Consider the following 19,462-nt stretch of genomic DNA (forward strand, 5'->3'; position numbering starts at 1 on the left):
ATTTTTATAATTTTTTTGTACATAAAAAAAGACAGGCTTCAAACCTGTCTAATTACTGTATTAAATTTGATAAATTAACGATTGAAGAAGGATCTTGATACTTCCATCTCCACAAGTTTCCATTGTTGTCTATTGCTACTTCATAATATCCCATTGGATTTACATAAACATATGCTATATTATCTGCTATTCTTTGTGTAGTTAATGGATTTGCCTTTATTACATCATATATTGTGCCATCTGTTTTTAGAAACGTTAAACCAGCAACTGCTGGTGAAAGACACTGCAAAACATTTGACGTTAAATAAGTAGGTTTTAATGCACCAATGTTTCCTGTGGTTCCTGACGGAAGAGATCCCCAATAATATAAATTATTGTTATTATCTATAGCTAATGTATTATTAACTGAAGGCAAGATGGTTTTTACATTACTTATTGATAGTTGCATAGGCAACGATCTATTTGATGTTGTTCCGTCACCCAATACACCGTTATTATGTCCCCATGCCCATACAGTTCCATCATTTTTCAGCGCAAAACTTCTAGACCCATTAGCATATATATTGCTCACGTTACTTATGTTTTTCACTTGTACAGGCGTTAATCTAGTTGTTGTAGTACCATCACCTAATTGACCATAACCATTATATCCCCAAGACCACACGGTTCCATCAGATTTTAATGCCAATGTATAATCGTAAGATGGAACTACTTTAGTTATATTAGATATATTTACTAATGTTGGTATTGTCACATTATTTGTATTTCCAATTCCTAATTGACCTGACGTATTTAAACCCCAAGCCCGTAAAGTACCGTCTGACTTTAATGCAAACATACTATTACCAGAACTAAAAATATCTATTATATTACTCAAACTAGGTACTTGTATCGGTATATTGTATATATTATTATCAATAGTACCTATACCTAGCTGTCCAAAATTATTTTTACCAACTACCCAAACTGTTCCATCGTTCTTTAAAATAATTGCATTATATGCTTTGCCAACTACTTTTTTAACATTTGTTATAGAAAATTTGTCTGTTTCTTGAGTAAATATATTATAGTACAAATTATACCCTATCAATGTTCCATCGTTTTTTAAAGCGTACATATGACCGCTATCATCTTCGGTAACATTAGTGAAAATATTGCTTTGTTGCTGTATTATAACTGTTGCTGTTTGTGTTAGATTATCAAAAGTTCCTGTGATTATTGCCGTTCCTGCTATTGTACCTGCTGTTAATGTAGTTGAATAATTACCTGTTGAATTCGTTGTCGGCGTTAACGTACTTAACGTTCCTAACGTCGTTGATAAATCAACTGTTCCATCTACTAATGGATATTGACCGTATAAAACTTTGCCGCTAACTGTTGATGTCGATTTACCATCTGCATTTATTTGTGTCGGATTCGCTACTAAATTTAATGTTGGATATATTCCAATGCTTTTTGGATCATTTATAGTAATAATGCTATCCACATTATCAGAATAAGTTGTATTGTTAGGTCCTAAATAAAGTTCCCCTGTTACACCTGTTACATAACCGCCATTTGCACCTATTAAAACAGGTGTACCATTTCCTACTTTTGCATATAAATTAGATGCCCACGTACCTGTTGATTGTACTTGAATAAGCGTATTTGGTGAGGTTATGTTTATTCCTGTATCTGTCCATGCTTGATTACCATGAACTGTTGGATCTATACCTAAAACTGGCATTATTACTCCTGATACTTTTGAACTATCTAAACTTAATATTGCTGCATTATTATTATCTTTTGTTACTGTTGTAGTAAATGTTCCGTTACTATCTGTCACTGGTAAATTATCTGATAATGTTCCGTTTTTAATCTCTAATGGCACTCCTACATTTGCTTCTGAACTTCCATTTAATGTTACATTGCCTGTTACTGTAAATGTTCCATCTGAATTTTTTGTTATATTTGTTTTTATAACACTGCCAGACTCTACTGGCTTTACAAAGTGTATATCAGTTTTGTATGATGTTGTATCTTCAGGATATTGACCGCTTGTTGTGAAATTTAATGTTGCTTTTTCTGTATTATTTGCTGTTACTTTTATTTGTGCTGTACCATTATTTAATGAAACTTCTGAAGGTTGTGCTGTTACATCACTTAACATATTTCCGTTTTCATCAACTGCATTTACAAAAGATAGATTACCCGAAGTTGCATTATCACCATAGTCGTCTTTTGCATTTGCTGTTATTGTCACTCCATCTGTTGTTAATACCTTACCAGTTTTATCTGCATTGAAATTCCAATTTCTTGGTTCTCCTATTGCTGAACCTGTTTTAAATGAATAATTTGCAAAGTGTTTATCACTATCTTTCTCAAGCATCTTTGCAAATGATTGACTATGTTTATCGCTATTTATTGACGCTTCATATTTATTTAAAGCATCTTTTTCGAGAAGGTATACATTGTAGTTTGTATATCTTGATAATGTTGAGTGTGCTACATCTAATTTTATTGTATTACTGTTAACATCATAACTAGCTGTCAAATTTCCATTATTTTCCGTTGCTAAAAAATCATTTTGTCCGTCAGATACAAGGACACCAACAGAGTCTTTTTTATCCTTATCCATGTCTTGTTTATTATTATTGTCTTTTTCTTGTTTTTTGTCCTTGTCTTTATCTTGATTATTTAGATTTAATTCCTTCATTAACTCATCAGTTGCCTTAAGAGTAATTTCTATTGAAGTATCAGGTCTAACAACTGTCTGACCATTAGAAGGAACTGTACTAGCAAGGTTACTGTTTAAGTTTTCATCAGCTAACCCTTGCAGTGGAGCTAACAAAGACGTTGATACAAGCATTACTGACAACGCTTTAGCAATAAATTTCTTATTCCACCACCTCCTTATTCTTAATTTGTAGCTCATAGTACTACTACCCATAAAACCACCCTTTCATATATTTTTATATTTTTGTGCATTAATCTGCACACATAAAAAAAGACAGGCGTTAAACCTGTCTAATTACTGTTACTGTTAATCACAGGATATAAAAAGGAATCGGATTATTATGATTCGTTCCCTTTTACTACTATTGCATATGACCATCTAGCATTTATTGCATTTAATAATTCATTTAATATATAATATCTACCTTGCCTTATAGGAATATTGTCAGACTTTTGCCCATAGCTTGCAGGATCAAATACTTCAAAATAAGTATTATTGCCAGCTTTTGCATATCCCATTAATACTATGAAATGTCCTGTATCAGTCGGATAAATATCTCCAATTCTATTATACCCTTTTGATATTTTGATTGGATTTATATCTAATATTGCAATATTTCCATCATCTATAATATTTTGTAGATCTTTAGCATCATTTATATGTTTATAAGCTGCATCTACCTTATTTTTCTTTAAATAATTGTATATATCATACGTCCACCACCACGATCCATCTGGATGTATTTCTTCTCTTTCTTGTTCTACCGTTATTTTTGTATTTGGATAGACCCATCTTAATGCCATTAGGGTTGTTGCAGGACCACAATTAGAATCGCTGTATTTTCCTGTAAAGCCTTGATCCACGTACCAATCATAAGTACGAGTATTAAGTACAGTTATATCTGGAATACTTGTAAAACCTGCTTCTTGATATTCTTTATAGATATACTCATAATCAAATGGCAAAATATATTTTTTTATACCTTGTTTTAAAAACAAAAAAGTTCCTAAATATTCCTGTTTATTACTATTAATTACTGTTAGTTGAGTTCCGTTTTCCAAATTTTTTATAATATACGAATTTCCTTGTTTAATTGTTTGCAAAACATCGATATAATTACTTGCAACTGTAGTGCAATTTTCTAGAGATTGATCTACAAATGTCAATTGGTATGCAAAAGCTTCTGAAAAGATCGTCAGAAAAAACAAAATAAAAACTACAATTTTTCTTATATTTTTACTCATTCCATCATCTCCATAAAAAAAAAGACAGATATTACACCTGTCTTATCCACAATTTTAGGTATGCGCATACCTTATTCCAAGTCTTTATAATACTTGAATTTCTGTTTGCAGTTTTTGCACCTGACCTTAAACCAGTACATACCAAGTTCCTGTTTGTCAGACACGCCATAGTCTATAATGTTATAATCACGTTTACCACATTTTGGACATACAGGCTTATCGGCATGTCCCAGATTAATTGTCTTATTGCTCACATTATCACCTTCATCAACGGTATGGTAAGCACTGTTGCAGCGAAAATAGCAGGTGCAAAAACTGTTTCAGTTTTCAAATATGTCTTTTCTTTAATGCCTTTCACAATTCCATATAAAAAAGCAATAACACTTGACAAAAACAGCAATACAACAATCTTATCAGAAAAATAAAAAGCTAAAGCCGTAAGAAGTTTAACATCACCACCGCCAATGCTGCCGTTAGTAATCAAATATACAAGGTATAGTGATACGAATATTATAAAAGCATAAAATAAGCTTTCAATTAATTTTGAACGATCCAAAATTGAATTAACAACAAAACCATAAACAACAATAACTATTGACACCCAATCATCAATCTCTCTTCTTTTAATATCAGTATAAGCTGCATAAGCCGTCAGAAGCACCACTGGTATGCTCAAAAATACACTCACAAAATCACCCTTTCAATATTTTTGGTAAAATAGAAGATACGTCAAGATCATTAACCTTTATATAAGGCATGTTTAACGTATCTGCAATTTCCCTATATCCCTGCACAGGTTTTTTAAACACGACAATATAATTTAATCCATTCAAATTTTCTTTAATACGTTTCAGTTCGGAAGGATAGCCTGATGAAAGAACCACAATTTTCGTAGATTGTTCCAAAGCCGTCATAACAAAAGAATTTTTACTGTTAGGCAAATCCAACAGTATTATGTCAAATTCACTTCTTGCATAAGTTATAATGTCTATAATGTCTTTATCTGTCATATCATTTATCAAATTGATTTTAGGCGGAGATTGCATAACATATATGTTGTCTTTGTAATGAACGATATTTTCTTCAAATCCCCTTTTATTTCTTTCTTTTAAGTACGTGCCTATATGAGGTATAACAGGAAGATTAAGCATATAACTTAAATCAGAACCGCCATCAGAAAAATTTAAGTCTATTATCAAGACCTTTAATGTCTTTTGAAAACTTTCTGAAAACTTCTTTACCAAAGTTGTTTTTCCTAAACCGCCTTTTTGAGAATATAAAGAAATTACTTCTTGCTTAAAAGGCTTAATATCAGTTTTAAAATCCTTTATATAATCTTTAATGTCTATAACATTATCAAAATTTAATTCTCTAATATCAATGTTGTCTTTAATTACAGTATCATACTTCCAAGTATCAAGCTTTAATTGTGCAGATGTTTTTGACACAGCAACATCAATATTCTTTTCTTTAAGTTTTTTTATATTTTCAACATTAGTTGATACTAAAAGTTTCATATTTTTTAAAGGCATACCTTTTACGGTATGCCTTATCCCCCTTTCTAAAAGCTTGATAATAGTTCTTTGAACTGTTCCACTGCTTTTTTCTTTCTTTCTAAATCGCTCTTTAGTGTTTCAATTTCTTTGTTCTTTAGTTCCAAACTTTCTTTTAATTGTTCATTTTCCTGACGCAAATTATTTATTTCAGTAGCCATTTTGCTTTTTTCTTCATTAATTCTTTTTTCTACGTAGCTACCCACTAATACAGTTATTTCTTCCAATGTCATAGCATCTGGCTGCTTTATTTCTGGATTTATTTCTAATCGTGTATCTTGTTTTACTTCTTCTTGCTGCACTTGTTTCATTTCTTGTTTTTCCTCTTGCTGTACTTCTGATTTCATTTCATTTACATTATTCAATGAGCTATTAAAAGAGTCTTCGCTAGATGATTTCTCAAGCATACTTTCTGTAACATAAACAATATCAGAAATAGAGCACTCACCAGCATACACATGCTTAACACCTTTTTTAAGTGCATATTCTCTCAAATCATTCATATTTGGTGACAAGAAAAGTACAAGACTTTTTCTGCTATCAACGAGTTTATCAATTTCTTCTTTTGAATTTGCTGATACTATTGCAACACTGCATTTATCAAAGTCATCAGTTATACCTCCTATATTTTCATTATTTGATATTTCATTTTTTAGTACATTATTAAGCGATTCAATATTTGTTTTGATATATACCAAATTACATGCCTCCTTTTTTGTTTTTTCATTGTAAGTAACAGAAGAAAATACATTATCATTATTATTAATGGTGATATTTAATTCTTCGAAATTGTCATTTTCAATAATTTCCTGTGTTTTTTCCTGTACGAATTTTTCTATGTCTTTAATATCAATGATTTTACGTGATTTTTTGAATAAACCTTTTTTGTCACGCTCTAAAATTACATCCACAAGTCCTGATGTTTGCTTTAACAATGTGTTAGACTGAAATGTAATCTTATTACCAAGATAAGGAACGACATATTTCACAACATCATTAGGAATATTTTTCAAATTTCCCTTTGCCATATTTACGACTATATTAACCTTATTTATGTCTATTACATTGTTTTGCATACCCCAATTAAGTATCCGTGCAGTTCTAACTGATACAGGCACATTATCTTCCATGATTATTAAAATTTTATCTGAGCGTTTTAAAATATCTATACTATTCTTTATCAATCCTGGCTGTATATCAAATATAACAACTTCATATGCATTAATAAGTTCATCTATAAGTTTATTAAGTTTGTATGAATCTATTTTTTCATGTGTATCTGGATAACCGCCTGCAATTACATCAAAATTTTGCTTATAAGGTCTTTGAATTGTTTCATTTATGCCGAAATTGATTGCTTTTAATATATTTTTGTTTTTATCCACATCTAATGTTGCAGGAAAATCTCCAGGAGAAAAATCAAATTCTACTGCACATGTTTTTTTCTCTTTTGATATACATTCTGCCAGTGACAATGTTAAGGTTGTTTTTCCCACTCCACCTTTTGGTGAAAATATTGATATTAACAAATTTATCACTCCTTTAATATGCTATAAAATATATTGAACCCTGACTTTCATAATTTTTAAGTTTGACAGCATCATCATCTGACATTAAAAGAACTGCGCTTGCAGGAGTAGAATTGGCATAAGCATTTGTACTGTGTCCTATCTCTTGTCCGTTATTATCAAGAAGCATAAGAACTTGTACATGCTTTAATATAATTCCTGATGACAATGATGAAGGTTGTCCATTATCTTGTTTAGGCTCAAAACCTATATCAACATACGAACCTTGCTTGACATAACCTGTTACTGCACTTGTTAAATCAACCTTTACAGCAACCTTTTTCAAATCATTGTTATAAGACTGCTCTTTTACCATTTCATCAGTTATTAATGAACCTTTTTTAATTTCAACTGCTGCATAACCTTTTGGACTATTAAGTACATTTCCTGCTGTACTGTATGCTTTAACAACAGCAGTTTTACCTTGCAGAGGTTCATTAGGCATTATGTCTTGTGTTGCTATGACGATATTAACAGTTTTCTGTTGACCTGTAAGATACAAATATTCACCTCCTACTATCAAGATTGCTAAAACTGCTGAAATGAACATCATGTATGTTTTTTTCACATTACCAACTCCTTTAATTGATATTTGTATTTAATTCATAATCAACATCCACTATTTTTTGTATCCTGAAAGATACAGGTTTGCCTAAAACATTTGTTACATTAGCGGTTGCGTCAATATAAATAGACGGTTTTGTTACAACTACACCATTAGGTGCTGTCATTGGATTAGAAGGTGAAGCATTATTATATGAAAAGTCAACCTTATTAATGGTTATATATTGGCTCATAGGCTGTTTGCTTAAAAAATTATAAAATGTGTTAGGATCACCGTTAAACACTATATTCCCGTATGCCATTTGTATTGGATCTGCGTATGCTAATGTTGCTAACGCCGATGTTGTAATTGCATCATCGACCATATCTCTTTTTACTAACAATACTCTGTAATTTACATAAGCTATATTAGCAAGTAAAAGAATTATTGTTATTAAAAGTGCAAATATTAGCACAGCAGAACCTTTTTTATCTTTGATAATGCTTGCTGATGGATGTGATTGGTCCGTATGCCATTGTAATATTTTGAACATTTTTCATAAGACCTCCTAACCCGATAGTAAAGCTTGTTATTTGTGTGCTGTATTGTATTCTCACTGATACCTCACCTCCATAATTCACTGGTGCTGGCGTATAATCTATGTGTACTTTACTTGTATCAAAGCCTTTCATTTGAAGTGTATTCATAATTTCAGTGACATCATCTGGCGTTAAACCGCCGTCCGTTTCTGCCCTTAATATTGCAAGTCTTGTAACTTGTTTCAAAGCATCACTCCTATTTAATGCTATATAGTTTTGCAGTGAATTAAATAATGGCAAGAGCAAAAATGGCAAAATCAGAAGAAAAGCAATTATTTCAGCACTTCCTTTTTTGTTTTTCACAATCTTGATCACCTCCAAGAAAAAAGCACTCCAAAAAGGAGTGCAATAGTCAATTAGTACCTAAAGTCTGCTGTACTTGAGTATTAGTATTTGTTACGCCATTAACAACTGTAGCACCTAAAGCTTTAATCTGCGGTCCTGCTGCTACCACAATGAAGATTAAGAGCACTGCAAAAGCAACTATTTCAGCAGAACCTTTCTTTGATTTTTTGAGTAAACCTGTTAAACTCATAAAACTACCTCCTAAAATTTTTTTATTGGCACTTTTATGTGCATAAAAAAAGGCAGGCATTAAGCCTGCTTAATTGTTAATTTCGCTATGATAGTAGTCATATATTGTTCCTTTCACTGTTATTGGTATTATTATTGATTTCGTATCTTCTGTACCGTCAGGATATCTTGCATATGCTGTAATGGTTATATTGTATGTTCCATCAGGCGTATTTTTCGGTATTATTACTACTGTGTCATACCCTTCAGAACTGCTTTGTCTTGTATGCCAACTTCCATTACCACCTACAAGATCAGTTATACCAGTAGAAGAATATTCATTTGATGAATACCACATTTGTGCTGTTACTCTATACACTGGTCCTGTTGTCGTTATATTAACTTTTATTGCCTGACCTGCTGCATAAGTTGTTTGCATATTAGTTGATATTGTTATTGGTGATTGTACAAAAAACTGGTATGTTGCTGTTTGAGAAGCATTGCCAGCATTATCTATTGCTTTTATATGAATATAATATGTTCCTTCTTTATTGATAGATACTGTTATATTATTTGATGTTGTATTTACAGTATTGTCAGGCTCTGTGTTAGGATTTTGATCTATTACATAAGAATAACCTTTTATACCTGTTGTAATTGTTGCACTTACTGTGTCGGATATTCTTTTCAAATTATCAGAATTACCTGTCGCCTGCACATAATACTCATATGTGTTTCCATTATCTTTCGGAACATTCCAACTAATATTAATCTGATTGTCTTTTTGTGATGTTGTTATGCCACTAACTGTGTCAGGAGGTGTCAAGTCTTGAGCTGAATGGTCTAACCAACTTGTATCTGTTGTTACTTGCCCAAGATAAAATATAGTATTTGCTATTAGTTTTTGTTCATCTTCAGTAGCATATTGTGATGAAGGTACACCTGGATAAATACTATGTCCCGTCTGTATCATAGCTGTATTGTTCCACGTTGTTAGATAAAAATTAGCATTGTTCGTCATATTAGGATCATTTGGATCTACAAACTTCATCCATATATCACCATTAGCTACTTGATATACATCATGTGTATAAGGTACCACAAGATCAGTTCCAACATCTCCAATTTGCCAAGGATAATTGGTTAAAAGTCCTTTTTTTGTGATTCTAACCAGCGAATGTCCTGACCAATTATTTCCAGCAACACCATCATTCATATATCCGTTAAACCAAGGTATCCCACTTGAACTATCAAAAGATTGCATATTAATAAATGTATCTAATGAAGTAAAATTAGGCAATGCAAAAACTCTAATCGTATCATGCCCAAATAGGACACCTCTCCCACTTTCAATATAATTTGTCAATTCATTTTTTGCTTGAATATTTATATCCTTTCCATTATTAGAATCAGCAAATCCAAAAACAGCAACATCATAATTCCATATAATCGAAGGATTGCTATTGAAAGTATCAATCGACACACTATCAACTGATATTTTACCTTGTCCGTAATTATTCATCCAATCTTGCAATATAGGTATATAAGGATATACATTTAAAACTTTTAAGTGATCTTTAACAGGTATAGTTTGAAAATCAGAATCATTAATATCTTTCTTATATACCATGTACGAATACGTCTGCGAAGTATCATTTATGCCCCAATTGAGCTGTATAGCGTTTTGAGAAGGCACTGGAATTGCTGTAATAAATGGTTTTGAATAACAATACGTATATACATCAGATACATTACCTGCATTATCAATAGCTTTTACGTGTACATAAAAATTACTTCCTGAATATGTGGTTGAAAAGTTGGAACTTGTTGTATCAATAGTATTATCAGGAACAGTATTAGGATTATTATCTATTACGACTGAATAACCTTTTATACCTGATGTTATTGTGGTTGTTACCGTATTAGAATCTATTTTTATACCATTGTTCATTCCAGTTGCTTCTACATAATAACTATATGTTGTGCCTTCATCATTATCAGAAAGAGTAATATTAATATTATTACCATTCTTTTGGATATTCGTTATTTTAGGTTTATCTGGTGATGTTACATCTTGTCCCATGTGATCATCCCAACTTGTTTGGTCTGTTACTTGTGCAAGGTAAAATAAAGTATTTGCAAGTATTTTTTGTTCATCAGGCGTTGCTGCACCTTTGCTATGACCTGTTTCTATCATTGCTGTATTGTTCCATGTTGTAAGATACCAATTCATATTCAGTGCAGGATTTTGCTGCCATGCATTTATAATAGAATCTGTCCAACCTATATTAGGATAATATGGACTTCCATTAATATCATAAGCAATAAAAGGTTCTATATCAGCAAATCTTAACCATATATCGCCATTAGCAATTTCAAAACCTGTATGTGTATATGGTACACTTAAAATAGTTCCAACATCGCCAATTTGCCACGGATAATTGGTAAGCAAACCTTTTTTGCTGATAGTTACTTTTGTACTACCCCATGTTTGATAAGTATTAGGTAGTTGCGGTGGTGCCATACCGTTATATTGTGACGGTACTTCCTGAATGTTTAAGTATTGTGCTAATTTTTGGAAATTCTGTTCAAATGGAGTTGCATTATATGGTAAACTAACAGCATGAGCAATGGTATCATGTCCTAATAATATGCCTCTGCCATTCTGTATAAATGTTTCTACCATATTTTCAGCAGAAGCACTTAAATCAAAACCATTATTATTATCCCAGGCACCAAAATATACAACATCATATTTCCAAGAGCCATCAGAATTTTTAAGATATGCAGAAGGATTACTATTAAAATCCGTTATAGACACTGCATCAACACTTATTAAGCCTTTGCCATATCCTTTAGGATCATCACTATTTGGCTGTTCCATCCACATTTTTAAGCTTGCTGACTTTGGCAACGTGTATGTTTGTCCTTGCCAGTTCGTAAATGTGATATTAGGTATTTGCTGTGCACCTATTTGCAATGAGTCTGAACTTTCAAATGTAAAAGTACCTATACCTGTTATACTGACATTGTCAATATAAGCAGTATCATTATAGAGACTTACCGATATGTCTTTTGTATACGACCATGTAAATGTATGTTGTCCTGCTGATACCGAATATGATACTTGTTGCCAACCCAAATTACCACTGTTTTTAAGTTTTTCCTGCCCGTCAATATAGAAGTGAATAAAATCATAATTAGTTTCACTACTAACCATATACCAAAAAGATATTGTTCCTGATGATGGCATGTTTACTGTTAATGATGTTGAAGAAGTTGAATTATTTGTATGATTAGTACTTTCGTATCCATATTGACTGTTATACCCATATCCACTTTCTCTTGTCCAATTTCCTGAAAATGATATTGTATAAGCAGAAGGTGGATATACGTTCAAAACTTTAACTTGACTTTTTGCAGGTATTGTTTGAAATCCTGAATCTCCAGGTTTTTTCATATACAACATATAGGTATATGGTTGTGTACTATCAGGTACATTCCACTGCAAATGAATATAATTTCCTTGTGAATTAGGCGTTGCAGTTAATGTAAGGCTACTACTTGCATAAGCAAAAATCAAAATTATAACAAATAATAAAATAATTAAAGATACTATAAAATATTTTTTCTTTTCTTTTAATGTACTTATAATCTTCACAATTCTCACCTCCTAACAAAAAAGGACAGGCTCAACACCTGTCCTTAACACTTATTCTTTCCGTTTAATCAAAGCAACAGCAAGCACTCCTAATGCCCATAAAGCAACAACAATTCTTGATATTGTAACTGACACATGTGGTGCAACATAAGCATACGCACCTATAAAAGCAACAAGACCCATCAATACATACCATTTAGTTTTTTGGTTCATAAAATATCTCCTCCAGTTTTTTAAATTTTTACAATAAAAAAAAGCACGTTCTAAACGTGCTTAAAATATTGTTTTAAGTCCACTCATAAGTTCAGGCATATATGAAGTCATGTATATCGCAAAAATACCAACAGCTATTAAAAATACAGCAGCCATAACCTTATAATCTGATGCTTTATTTTCTTTTTGCGCATGTGCTATTACTGAACTAAACATTAATTGTGATAAAGCCTGAAGCATTTCCTTTGACCTGCCAGTGACATCTTTCTGTTCAAGTGCGCTTACAAATACATCTATTTCATATATATCTGCAAGGTTTTTTAGTGATTTTATCATTTTATCTTTATCTTTGCTAACAAAATATTCAGCACTTATTTTATTAAGCCTTCTCTTTAACCAGTCCGATTTTACTGAATTTGCACATATCAAAAGAACATCACCATAATCCATGTTTGTTGTAGAACCAATTTCAAATATATCTACTATTGTAGGCAGCTCTTTTTTAACAATATTTTTTATATCATACTCTTTTAAGTACAAATAAATATCAATCAAAAAGAACATGCCAACTATAAAAACAACCGCCTGAAATCCTTGCACTTTATTCATATATGCATACCACAGACCAAAAACTGTGAAAATAAATTTATAAAGTACATATTTATCAGCATTCATGCCAAAAGGATAATCAAGTCTTTCAAGCCTTTTATTGATTTTTAAGCGGGTATCTTCTTTCATGTACTTAAACTTTAAATCTTCTTTATCACCGTACTTCTTCTTATTGGCAAAAACATTGTATGAACTTAAAAACACATATATAAGGATCGTTAAAGGCAGTACCAAAACTATAAACAAAACATATCACCTCAGCTTTGCGCAATATTTTTTATTACATATATGCCAGCAATATAAGCAAATATATTAAATCCGATAACTCCCCAGCCTTGTATTGTATGTGTCAGCACATCTATATCCATCTGATTTAAACCTATAAGTGACAGTAAACTTAAAGCTATTGTTCCGCCTATTACAAAAGTTGCAGTAGTTGCGTTTGACTCTCTTTCGGTTCTTATTTGCATGTTTTTCAAAGCCTGTTCTCTTAAATGAGTTAATATTTCATTATAATTTCCGCCATATTTCTCATATATTTTCGTAAAGCTCACAAACTTCCTAAATTCAGCATTTAAAACGCTGTTATTAATAGCATCTAATGTTTCCAAAAATGTTTTTGATGATGTATCATACAAAAGCATATTACGCTTTATAATGCTTTTTAAAGGTTCACCGACATATTTTCCTGTTTCTCTTAAGGCATCAGGACAGTTATTATAAGTATTGAAAAAATTCGTATACACGTTTAAAAAGTTTAAATAAATTTTGTCTATTTTCTTTGTTTTGTTTTCTATAACCACATTAAGTACATAATTTAAGGCGTACATAGCAACGCCTAAAACTAATATGCCCATATAAAAGTGAGCAAAAAGCATTTTAAAAACAATTACAGTTAGTAAAACCGTCAATATTGTAAAAACTGTCTTACCGTTTAATTTGTATTTATTCAATCCAAAGGCATTTATTACAGCATCTAATTTATGCGTTATACTGTTTTCTTTTATTTCAAGATTACTTAAGAAAAAATAAAAAGCAATCGCTGCAAAAGGAATCAGAGCAATTATTATCATCATCTCAACTCCTTAATTTCCTTAATTTTGTATTTCTCAAGGAATATTACCACGTCAAGCGAATTTTCAAGCATTTCTCTTAACGTATCTTCTTTCATATCTGAATCGGCTCTGCTCATCAAATAAAGAAGCCTGTTTATCACTTCATCTGCTGAATTAGCATGTATAGTCGCCATTGAACCTTTATGGCCTGTATAAACGGCATTAAAAAAGTCAAAAGCTTCTTTATCTTTCATTTCGCCTATAAAAATCCTGTCAAGGCTCTGCAACAATGCTGCACGTGTCAAATCAAACAATGTATAGTTTTTAACTTCTGGATTATCTGATATTCTGACTAACTGCGTTATTATATCTGGATGCTTTGGCACAATTTCCATTGTTTCCTGTATCAATAACGCTCTATCATTTAAAGGAATTTCATTAATTAATGCACCCATCAAAGTAGTTTTTCCTGAACCGCCTTTACCAGCTATAATTATTGTCTTATAGTTTTTTACCATTTGTTTTAAGCGTTCTCTTGTGTTTTCATCAAACATTCCTGACTTCTCCAGATTTAATAAGCTCTGTGATGCAGAAGGTTTTCTTATGCAAATTGTAGGTGATTTCGCAGCGATAGGAGGCAAACTTACTACAATCCTCAAATTTCTCAATCTGTCTGTTACAACTGCCTGTGCTTGATTTTGATTTATTGTACCTCCGTTCATCGCAACTATTTTTTGACAGTATTTCAACAATTCCTGTTCACTCTTAAAGCTCTTATTTACCTTCATTTTATCTCCATACTTTTTTATAAATATGGTTTCAGGATCATTAACTAATGTATCAGTAATATCTGGATCATCAATATAAGGTTGCAATATACCATATCCAAAAAGCATATCCTTAACATCTTTTAGTTTTTCGCTTGATATTTTCTTTTCTGCCAAAAACGCAATAATTTCTTTATCCAATGCATCTTCACTGATTTTATTGCTGGAATAGTCATTTATAACTTTTGATTTTTCATAAGTGAATTTGTCAGCTATTTCCTTTATATCAACATCTTGAGCTTTATCTAAATCTACTTCATAAGGATTTATTAACACATTAACACCCTCTTTACACTTTTTTAACTTTTATGCCTGTTATCTCTTTTGCGCTATCAACGTCTGCATGTTTTCCTGCTATAAGTCCTGTCATTTTAGCTTTGTCTATTTTCCAGTTGTCGCATACAAACTTTATCATTTCAGCATTAATGTAATAAGACAAATTGTTAGGTTCCATTACCACGTTTATTTCATCAGCATATTTCAAAGCAACATAAGTATCAGTAAAATATATACCTGCATTTACATCAAACACAGCCGTATCAAAATCAAGAACGCTTATTATATATGCCAAATGTTCAGAAGTGAATTTCATATACTCATATTTATCAAAACCTGTAAAAACATACATTGAACTTTTTTTATTAAGAAATTGAAGTATGTCACTTTGTCCTCCTTCATACATTGCAATAAGTTCTGTTTTGGGCTTATATTCAAGTCCGTAATATCTGTATATGTCAGGTATAAACTCTTTAAAGTCAATTAACACCGTTCTGCCTTTTTCCTTTTCAGCTCTTTTTATTGCAAGTTCTGTTTTTGAAGTCAGCTCTGCTGCACTCCAATACACTATTTTTTTCAAGTTTCAACACCTCACTTTATATCGCTTAATAAAGAATTATTAATTGAAATCTTTGCGTTTTTTCTTAAGCTGTCAGTAAAATCTTTAAGTGCATTTTGTTTTTTTACATCAAGAAGTGTTTCTTTTATGGAATCTTTGACATCATCAAGCGACTTTGTTCCTACATTATCAACCTTTACTATCTCATATATGCCTGACATAAGTTTTACTTCTGTTACACCATTATCCTTTAAATTATAATTTATTGTTGCAGAATATTGATTTAATGAAAAATTTCCAACAAAACCGCCATTATCTTTTGTTGCAGTATCTATTGAATATTTTTTAGCCAAATCAGAAAAGTTACTGCCTTTATTTAACATGTTTAAAACATTATCAGCATCTTTTTCATTTTTTAAATCTATTCTGTAAATGTCAGCATATATATACTCATTTTTGTGCTGTTCATAATACTTTTCAATTTCATCAGCAGATACGCCTACATAGCTTGTTTCCTTTGCAATCAATTTATTTATTATATCAGCATCATTTCTGCCTTTAATTCCTTCTTTAAGTGCCTTATTAAGCATCAATTTTTCATTTATCATGTTGTTTAATAATTGTTCCTTATATATTTCTTCAAACGTCTTTCCGTTAATCTTTTGGTTTTTAACGCCTTGAATCTTTTTCTCTGTATCACTTAATGCTTTTTTAAACTCATAAACAGTTATTTTTTCTCCATTCACATTTGCAACAGGCATTAAAAAATAATACGCCAGATAACTGCCTGCAAAAGCAATAATAGCAAGTAAAGCAATTATTATCTTTTTCAAATTTACACCTCCTAAAAAGTCAACTCATAAACATATACATATTCACGCTTAAACACCTGTTTATAAAAATCAGGATTAAACAAATTTTTTAATACAGTCCTTGAACTCATCAATACAAGTTTTTCTGACGGTTGAGGAATAAACATTAAAGTATCATCAAGCCTTTGAAACGTAAGGATATGTTCTTGTTCAAGCTTTAAAAGTACATTTTTATATACAAACATATTAGTAACAAACTTATAAGTTTTGCCTTTATTTTTTTCAGCTATAGCCTTAAAAGAGCCTATATAATCGTTTATGATGTTTTTGCGTATCACATCTTTATTCTTAAAATAATCATAACGTCTGTAAGTTTTATATAAATGTTTCAAACTCATAGCCTGTTTAATTTCTCCAAAAGTCAAAACAAAAACAGGAGTAAGCCTTTTAAAAAACATTTCAACAAATGCTGTCAAGAGGTCAAACAAAAGATCAAAAACATATATTGACTTTACAAGCATATAAAAAATACCGCCTAAATAATAAATCATCACCTCACCTCACGGCTTTTCCTCTATAATCTGCATACTTTGTCCTCTGACATAATCAGTACTTGGACGTTTTAAAATATTTGTGTAAAATACGTATTTAGGAAATATATAATGTATTGTTACTGTGACCTCACTGCCTGGATCAGTGTTAGGATAACTGACATCTATTGTTGATTTATCACTCCAATCTGGAAGAAATTTGCCTGCAAAATCATCTGCTGCCTGCTGCGCTGAAGCTTCTATTGTATCAGGATTTTGTGCAGCACTTCTTGCAGCGACAAGAGATGTTTCTTGTACGATAACCTGATCATAGCCTATTATAACTATCTGTGAAATAGCAACAATCAATATAAGCAACATAGGCACCCATACCACAAAGTTTATAAATTCCGAACCACGTTTGTCTTTTAAAAATTTTTTAAACAACATTTACACCTCCTAAAAAAAATTAAGGCACTTTTATGTGCCTTAATTTCCTACTGCTGTATTTGTTAACTTTGACATTACATTTGAAATAAAGTTTACTATTGCGTCTCTTGTTGAAGGAAGTGCAAAAAGTATTATTGCAACTGCAAATGCTATTATAGCGACTACTGTTACCACATCAGCACCCTTTTTGTCTGAAGCAAATTTTACAACTCTGTTTTTTATGTTTGTTAACAATTTTAATACCTCCTTAAAAATTTTTTCAAAAAAATGCACTCACAAAGGAGTGCATTTAAAAATTAATTTGTGCCAAGAGTTTGTTGTACTTGTGTGTTGGTATTTGAAACACCGTTTACAACTGTCTGTCCTAATGCCTTAATCTGAGGTCCTGCTGCTACCACTATAAAGATTAAGAGTATTGCGAAGGCAACTATTTCAGCAGAGCCTTTCTTTGATCTTTTGAGCAAACCTGTTAAACTCATAGCAACACCTCCTAAACTTTATGTGAAGTTATTAGTTTGTGCCAAGAGTCTGTTGTACCTGTGTGTTAGTGTTTGTTACACCTGATACCACTGTTTGACCAAGCTGTTTAATCTGCGGTCCTGCTGCTACTACAATGAAGATTAGGAGTATTGCAAAAGCAACTATCTCCGCAGAACCTTTCTTTGATTTTTTAAGTAAACCTGTTAAACTCATAAAACTACCTCCTTAAATTTTTTTGTGGCATTTTTACATGCACAAAAAAAGGCACTCAAAAGAGTGCCTAAAAAATTATTTACACGTCATATCAAACTCATCTGGTGCCATTCCCTGAAACCAAAAGAACAAAAATCCAAAGAAAGGAACAATCCAAAAAAACCAGCTATTCGGTGTATCTACAATGTATCTTATTAACCATACTAATGGCTGATACCATACAAATATTGACGCAAAATAATAAGTTATTTTATTTAAAAATTTATCATAAATGCCGACACAAATAGATAAAGTCGCAAACCATGAAAACTCAACTGCCAACATATCATTTCCAGCTACAGGCATGCTTAATTTTATAGGATAAAACATAAGCAAAATCAAATTATGAAAACTTATATGGCGGAGAAAAATTTCAGAAATAATGATACCTGCATAAAGCGCAAGTCCTATAAAGGCTACGTTTAAATTTGATGAAGGAAGTGATTTATTTTGAACGATATTCTTTTTATTTCTTCTGCTTTGAGTATTGCTATAATCATCATCTATATGCCTATTTACAGATTTACTCAATTTATTCTTGTGTTTATTGCAGTCATCATCCTTTATAATATTTTTTATATTAAAGTAAGTAAATATTTTGTTAGAAAAAGATTTGAAAAACATGATTACCACCTCTACAAAAATACTTTTTTATCTTTTTGGCTTTTATGTACTTATCCTAAAGATGATATTCTGTCTATTCTTTCTGAAAACTTGAATATTGCAGTAAAAAAATTAATGCAAAACATTAAATCAGGAGATAAGATTGTTGTCAAAACGCATATACATACAATTGTTGAATTTAAGTTTTCTTATGAGCCTGAAAAATCAGCTTTTAAACAAAAGTTTATTTCGATTATATATTATTCTTTAATTGCATTATCAACAGCACATATACGAAAACTATTATTACACGAAAGAAAAAAATTACCTAAAATCAGTGAAAAAATATGGTACCAACTCATTTGGACAAAAAAATAGCAGAAATACGTTAAGTACCC

General features: G+C 31.3%; 24 protein-coding genes. 1 reads left to right on the forward strand and 23 read right to left on the reverse strand.

Going from position 1 to position 19,462, the window contains the following annotated elements; genetic code table 11:
* Positions 1–52 precede the first annotated feature (52 nt).
* From ACZ42G_RS07665 to ACZ42G_RS07775, 23 genes are all read right to left on the reverse strand, one after another.
* A complete protein-coding gene (locus tag ACZ42G_RS07665; protein ID WP_464849912.1) occupies positions 53–2,914 on the reverse strand; it encodes an RCC1 domain-containing protein in 2,862 nt (953 codons plus the stop codon).
* A gap of 140 nt (positions 2,915–3,054) precedes the next feature.
* A complete protein-coding gene (locus ACZ42G_RS07670) occupies positions 3,055–3,960 on the reverse strand; it encodes a C39 family peptidase (protein WP_464849914.1) in 906 nt (301 codons plus the stop codon).
* 71 nt (positions 3,961–4,031) lie between these two features.
* The gene (locus tag ACZ42G_RS07675; RefSeq protein WP_464849915.1) at positions 4,032–4,214 is read right to left on the reverse strand and encodes a hypothetical protein; all 183 of its coding nucleotides are present in this window, start codon (positions 4,212–4,214) and stop codon (positions 4,032–4,034) included.
* Entirely contained in the window at positions 4,211–4,648 is a 438-nt protein-coding gene (locus ACZ42G_RS07680; protein WP_464849916.1) for a prepilin peptidase, read from the reverse strand. The genes ACZ42G_RS07675 and ACZ42G_RS07680 overlap by 4 nt, the downstream gene beginning before the upstream one ends.
* A 4-nt stretch (positions 4,649–4,652) precedes the next feature.
* Positions 4,653–5,492 carry an AAA family ATPase gene (locus tag ACZ42G_RS07685; protein ID WP_464849918.1) on the reverse strand — a complete coding sequence of 280 codons (840 nt, stop codon included), beginning with the start codon at positions 5,490–5,492 and terminating at the stop codon, positions 4,653–4,655.
* A 29-nt stretch (positions 5,493–5,521) separates the two neighbouring features.
* The gene (locus ACZ42G_RS07690; protein ID WP_464849919.1) at positions 5,522–7,042 is read right to left on the reverse strand and encodes an AAA family ATPase; all 1,521 of its coding nucleotides are present in this window, start codon (positions 7,040–7,042) and stop codon (positions 5,522–5,524) included.
* Positions 7,043–7,055: 13 nt separating this feature from the next.
* Complete coding sequence (locus ACZ42G_RS07695) at positions 7,056–7,649, reverse strand: RcpC/CpaB family pilus assembly protein (RefSeq protein ID WP_464849920.1); 594 nt, start codon at positions 7,647–7,649, stop codon at positions 7,056–7,058.
* A 13-nt stretch (positions 7,650–7,662) separates the two neighbouring features.
* The gene (locus tag ACZ42G_RS07700; protein ID WP_464849921.1) at positions 7,663–8,178 is read right to left on the reverse strand and encodes a hypothetical protein; all 516 of its coding nucleotides are present in this window, start codon (positions 8,176–8,178) and stop codon (positions 7,663–7,665) included.
* Complete coding sequence (locus ACZ42G_RS07705; RefSeq protein WP_349292564.1) at positions 8,114–8,527, reverse strand: hypothetical protein; 414 nt, start codon at positions 8,525–8,527, stop codon at positions 8,114–8,116. Before ACZ42G_RS07705 ends, ACZ42G_RS07700 begins: the two co-directional genes overlap by 65 nt.
* Before the next feature lie 49 nt (positions 8,528–8,576).
* Positions 8,577–8,759 carry a hypothetical protein gene (locus tag ACZ42G_RS07710; RefSeq protein WP_464849922.1) on the reverse strand — a complete coding sequence of 61 codons (183 nt, stop codon included), beginning with the start codon at positions 8,757–8,759 and terminating at the stop codon, positions 8,577–8,579.
* A gap of 69 nt (positions 8,760–8,828) precedes the next feature.
* A complete protein-coding gene (locus ACZ42G_RS07715) occupies positions 8,829–12,398 on the reverse strand; it encodes a hypothetical protein (protein ID WP_464849923.1) in 3,570 nt (1,189 codons plus the stop codon).
* A 51-nt stretch (positions 12,399–12,449) separates the two neighbouring features.
* Positions 12,450–12,611 (reverse strand): hypothetical protein, encoded by a 162-nt coding sequence (locus tag ACZ42G_RS07720; RefSeq protein WP_157732365.1) that lies wholly within the window; start codon positions 12,609–12,611, stop codon positions 12,450–12,452.
* A gap of 60 nt (positions 12,612–12,671) precedes the next feature.
* Positions 12,672–13,466, reverse strand: a complete 795-nt coding sequence (locus ACZ42G_RS07725; RefSeq protein ID WP_464849924.1) for a hypothetical protein — start codon at positions 13,464–13,466, stop codon at positions 12,672–12,674.
* A gap of 11 nt (positions 13,467–13,477) precedes the next feature.
* Positions 13,478–14,293, reverse strand: a complete 816-nt coding sequence (locus ACZ42G_RS07730) for a type II secretion system F family protein (protein ID WP_464849925.1) — start codon at positions 14,291–14,293, stop codon at positions 13,478–13,480.
* The gene (locus tag ACZ42G_RS07735) at positions 14,293–15,378 is read right to left on the reverse strand and encodes a CpaF family protein (RefSeq protein ID WP_464849926.1); all 1,086 of its coding nucleotides are present in this window, start codon (positions 15,376–15,378) and stop codon (positions 14,293–14,295) included. The genes ACZ42G_RS07730 and ACZ42G_RS07735 overlap by 1 nt, the downstream gene beginning before the upstream one ends.
* Positions 15,379–15,391: 13 nt before the next feature.
* On the reverse strand, positions 15,392–15,958 hold the full coding sequence (locus tag ACZ42G_RS07740) for a hypothetical protein (RefSeq protein WP_464849928.1): 567 nt from the start codon (positions 15,956–15,958) through the stop codon (positions 15,392–15,394).
* Between the two features lie 11 nt (positions 15,959–15,969).
* Entirely contained in the window at positions 15,970–16,770 is an 801-nt protein-coding gene (locus ACZ42G_RS07745; protein WP_464849930.1) for a peptidylprolyl isomerase, read from the reverse strand.
* 11 nt (positions 16,771–16,781) lie between these two features.
* The gene (locus tag ACZ42G_RS07750) at positions 16,782–17,300 is read right to left on the reverse strand and encodes a hypothetical protein (protein WP_464849932.1); all 519 of its coding nucleotides are present in this window, start codon (positions 17,298–17,300) and stop codon (positions 16,782–16,784) included.
* A gap of 9 nt (positions 17,301–17,309) precedes the next feature.
* Positions 17,310–17,726 carry a TadE/TadG family type IV pilus assembly protein gene (locus ACZ42G_RS07755; RefSeq protein ID WP_464849933.1) on the reverse strand — a complete coding sequence of 139 codons (417 nt, stop codon included), beginning with the start codon at positions 17,724–17,726 and terminating at the stop codon, positions 17,310–17,312.
* A gap of 42 nt (positions 17,727–17,768) precedes the next feature.
* Entirely contained in the window at positions 17,769–17,963 is a 195-nt protein-coding gene (locus tag ACZ42G_RS07760) for a hypothetical protein (RefSeq protein ID WP_464849935.1), read from the reverse strand.
* Between the two features lie 62 nt (positions 17,964–18,025).
* Complete coding sequence (locus ACZ42G_RS07765; RefSeq protein WP_464849936.1) at positions 18,026–18,208, reverse strand: hypothetical protein; 183 nt, start codon at positions 18,206–18,208, stop codon at positions 18,026–18,028.
* 31 nt (positions 18,209–18,239) lie between these two features.
* Entirely contained in the window at positions 18,240–18,422 is a 183-nt protein-coding gene (locus ACZ42G_RS07770) for a flagellin (RefSeq protein WP_096231490.1), read from the reverse strand.
* Positions 18,423–18,497: 75 nt separating this feature from the next.
* Positions 18,498–18,992 carry a hypothetical protein gene (locus tag ACZ42G_RS07775; RefSeq protein WP_464849938.1) on the reverse strand — a complete coding sequence of 165 codons (495 nt, stop codon included), beginning with the start codon at positions 18,990–18,992 and terminating at the stop codon, positions 18,498–18,500.
* A 9-nt stretch (positions 18,993–19,001) separates the two neighbouring features.
* On the opposite strand from ACZ42G_RS07775, the gene ACZ42G_RS07780 reads away from it, so the two are divergent.
* Complete coding sequence (locus ACZ42G_RS07780) at positions 19,002–19,442, forward strand: hypothetical protein (RefSeq protein ID WP_464849940.1); 441 nt, start codon at positions 19,002–19,004, stop codon at positions 19,440–19,442.
* Positions 19,443–19,462: the final 20 nt, after the last annotated feature.

This window comes from Thermoanaerobacterium calidifontis (assembly GCF_055381745.1).

Coding starts and splice junctions, on each gene's coding strand:
- ACZ42G_RS07665 (WP_464849912.1), bottom strand. CDS start 2,914: ATGAGCTACAAATTAAGAATAAGGAGGTGGTGGAATAAGAAATTTATT.
- ACZ42G_RS07670 (WP_464849914.1), bottom strand. CDS start 3,960: ATGAGTAAAAATATAAGAAAAATTGTAGTTTTTATTTTGTTTTTTCTG.
- ACZ42G_RS07685 (WP_464849918.1), bottom strand. CDS start 5,492: ATGCCTTTAAAAAATATGAAACTTTTAGTATCAACTAATGTTGAAAAT.
- ACZ42G_RS07700 (WP_464849921.1), bottom strand. CDS start 8,178: ATGTTCAAAATATTACAATGGCATACGGACCAATCACATCCATCAGCA.
- ACZ42G_RS07710 (WP_464849922.1), bottom strand. CDS start 8,759: ATGAGTTTAACAGGTTTACTCAAAAAATCAAAGAAAGGTTCTGCTGAA.
- ACZ42G_RS07720 (WP_157732365.1), bottom strand. CDS start 12,611: ATGAACCAAAAAACTAAATGGTATGTATTGATGGGTCTTGTTGCTTTT.
- ACZ42G_RS07730 (WP_464849925.1), bottom strand. CDS start 14,293: ATGATAATAATTGCTCTGATTCCTTTTGCAGCGATTGCTTTTTATTTT.
- ACZ42G_RS07750 (WP_464849932.1), bottom strand. CDS start 17,300: ATGATTTATTATTTAGGCGGTATTTTTTATATGCTTGTAAAGTCAATA.
- ACZ42G_RS07765 (WP_464849936.1), bottom strand. CDS start 18,208: ATGAGTTTAACAGGTTTGCTCAAAAGATCAAAGAAAGGCTCTGCTGAA.
- ACZ42G_RS07770 (WP_096231490.1), bottom strand. CDS start 18,422: ATGAGTTTAACAGGTTTACTTAAAAAATCAAAGAAAGGTTCTGCGGAG.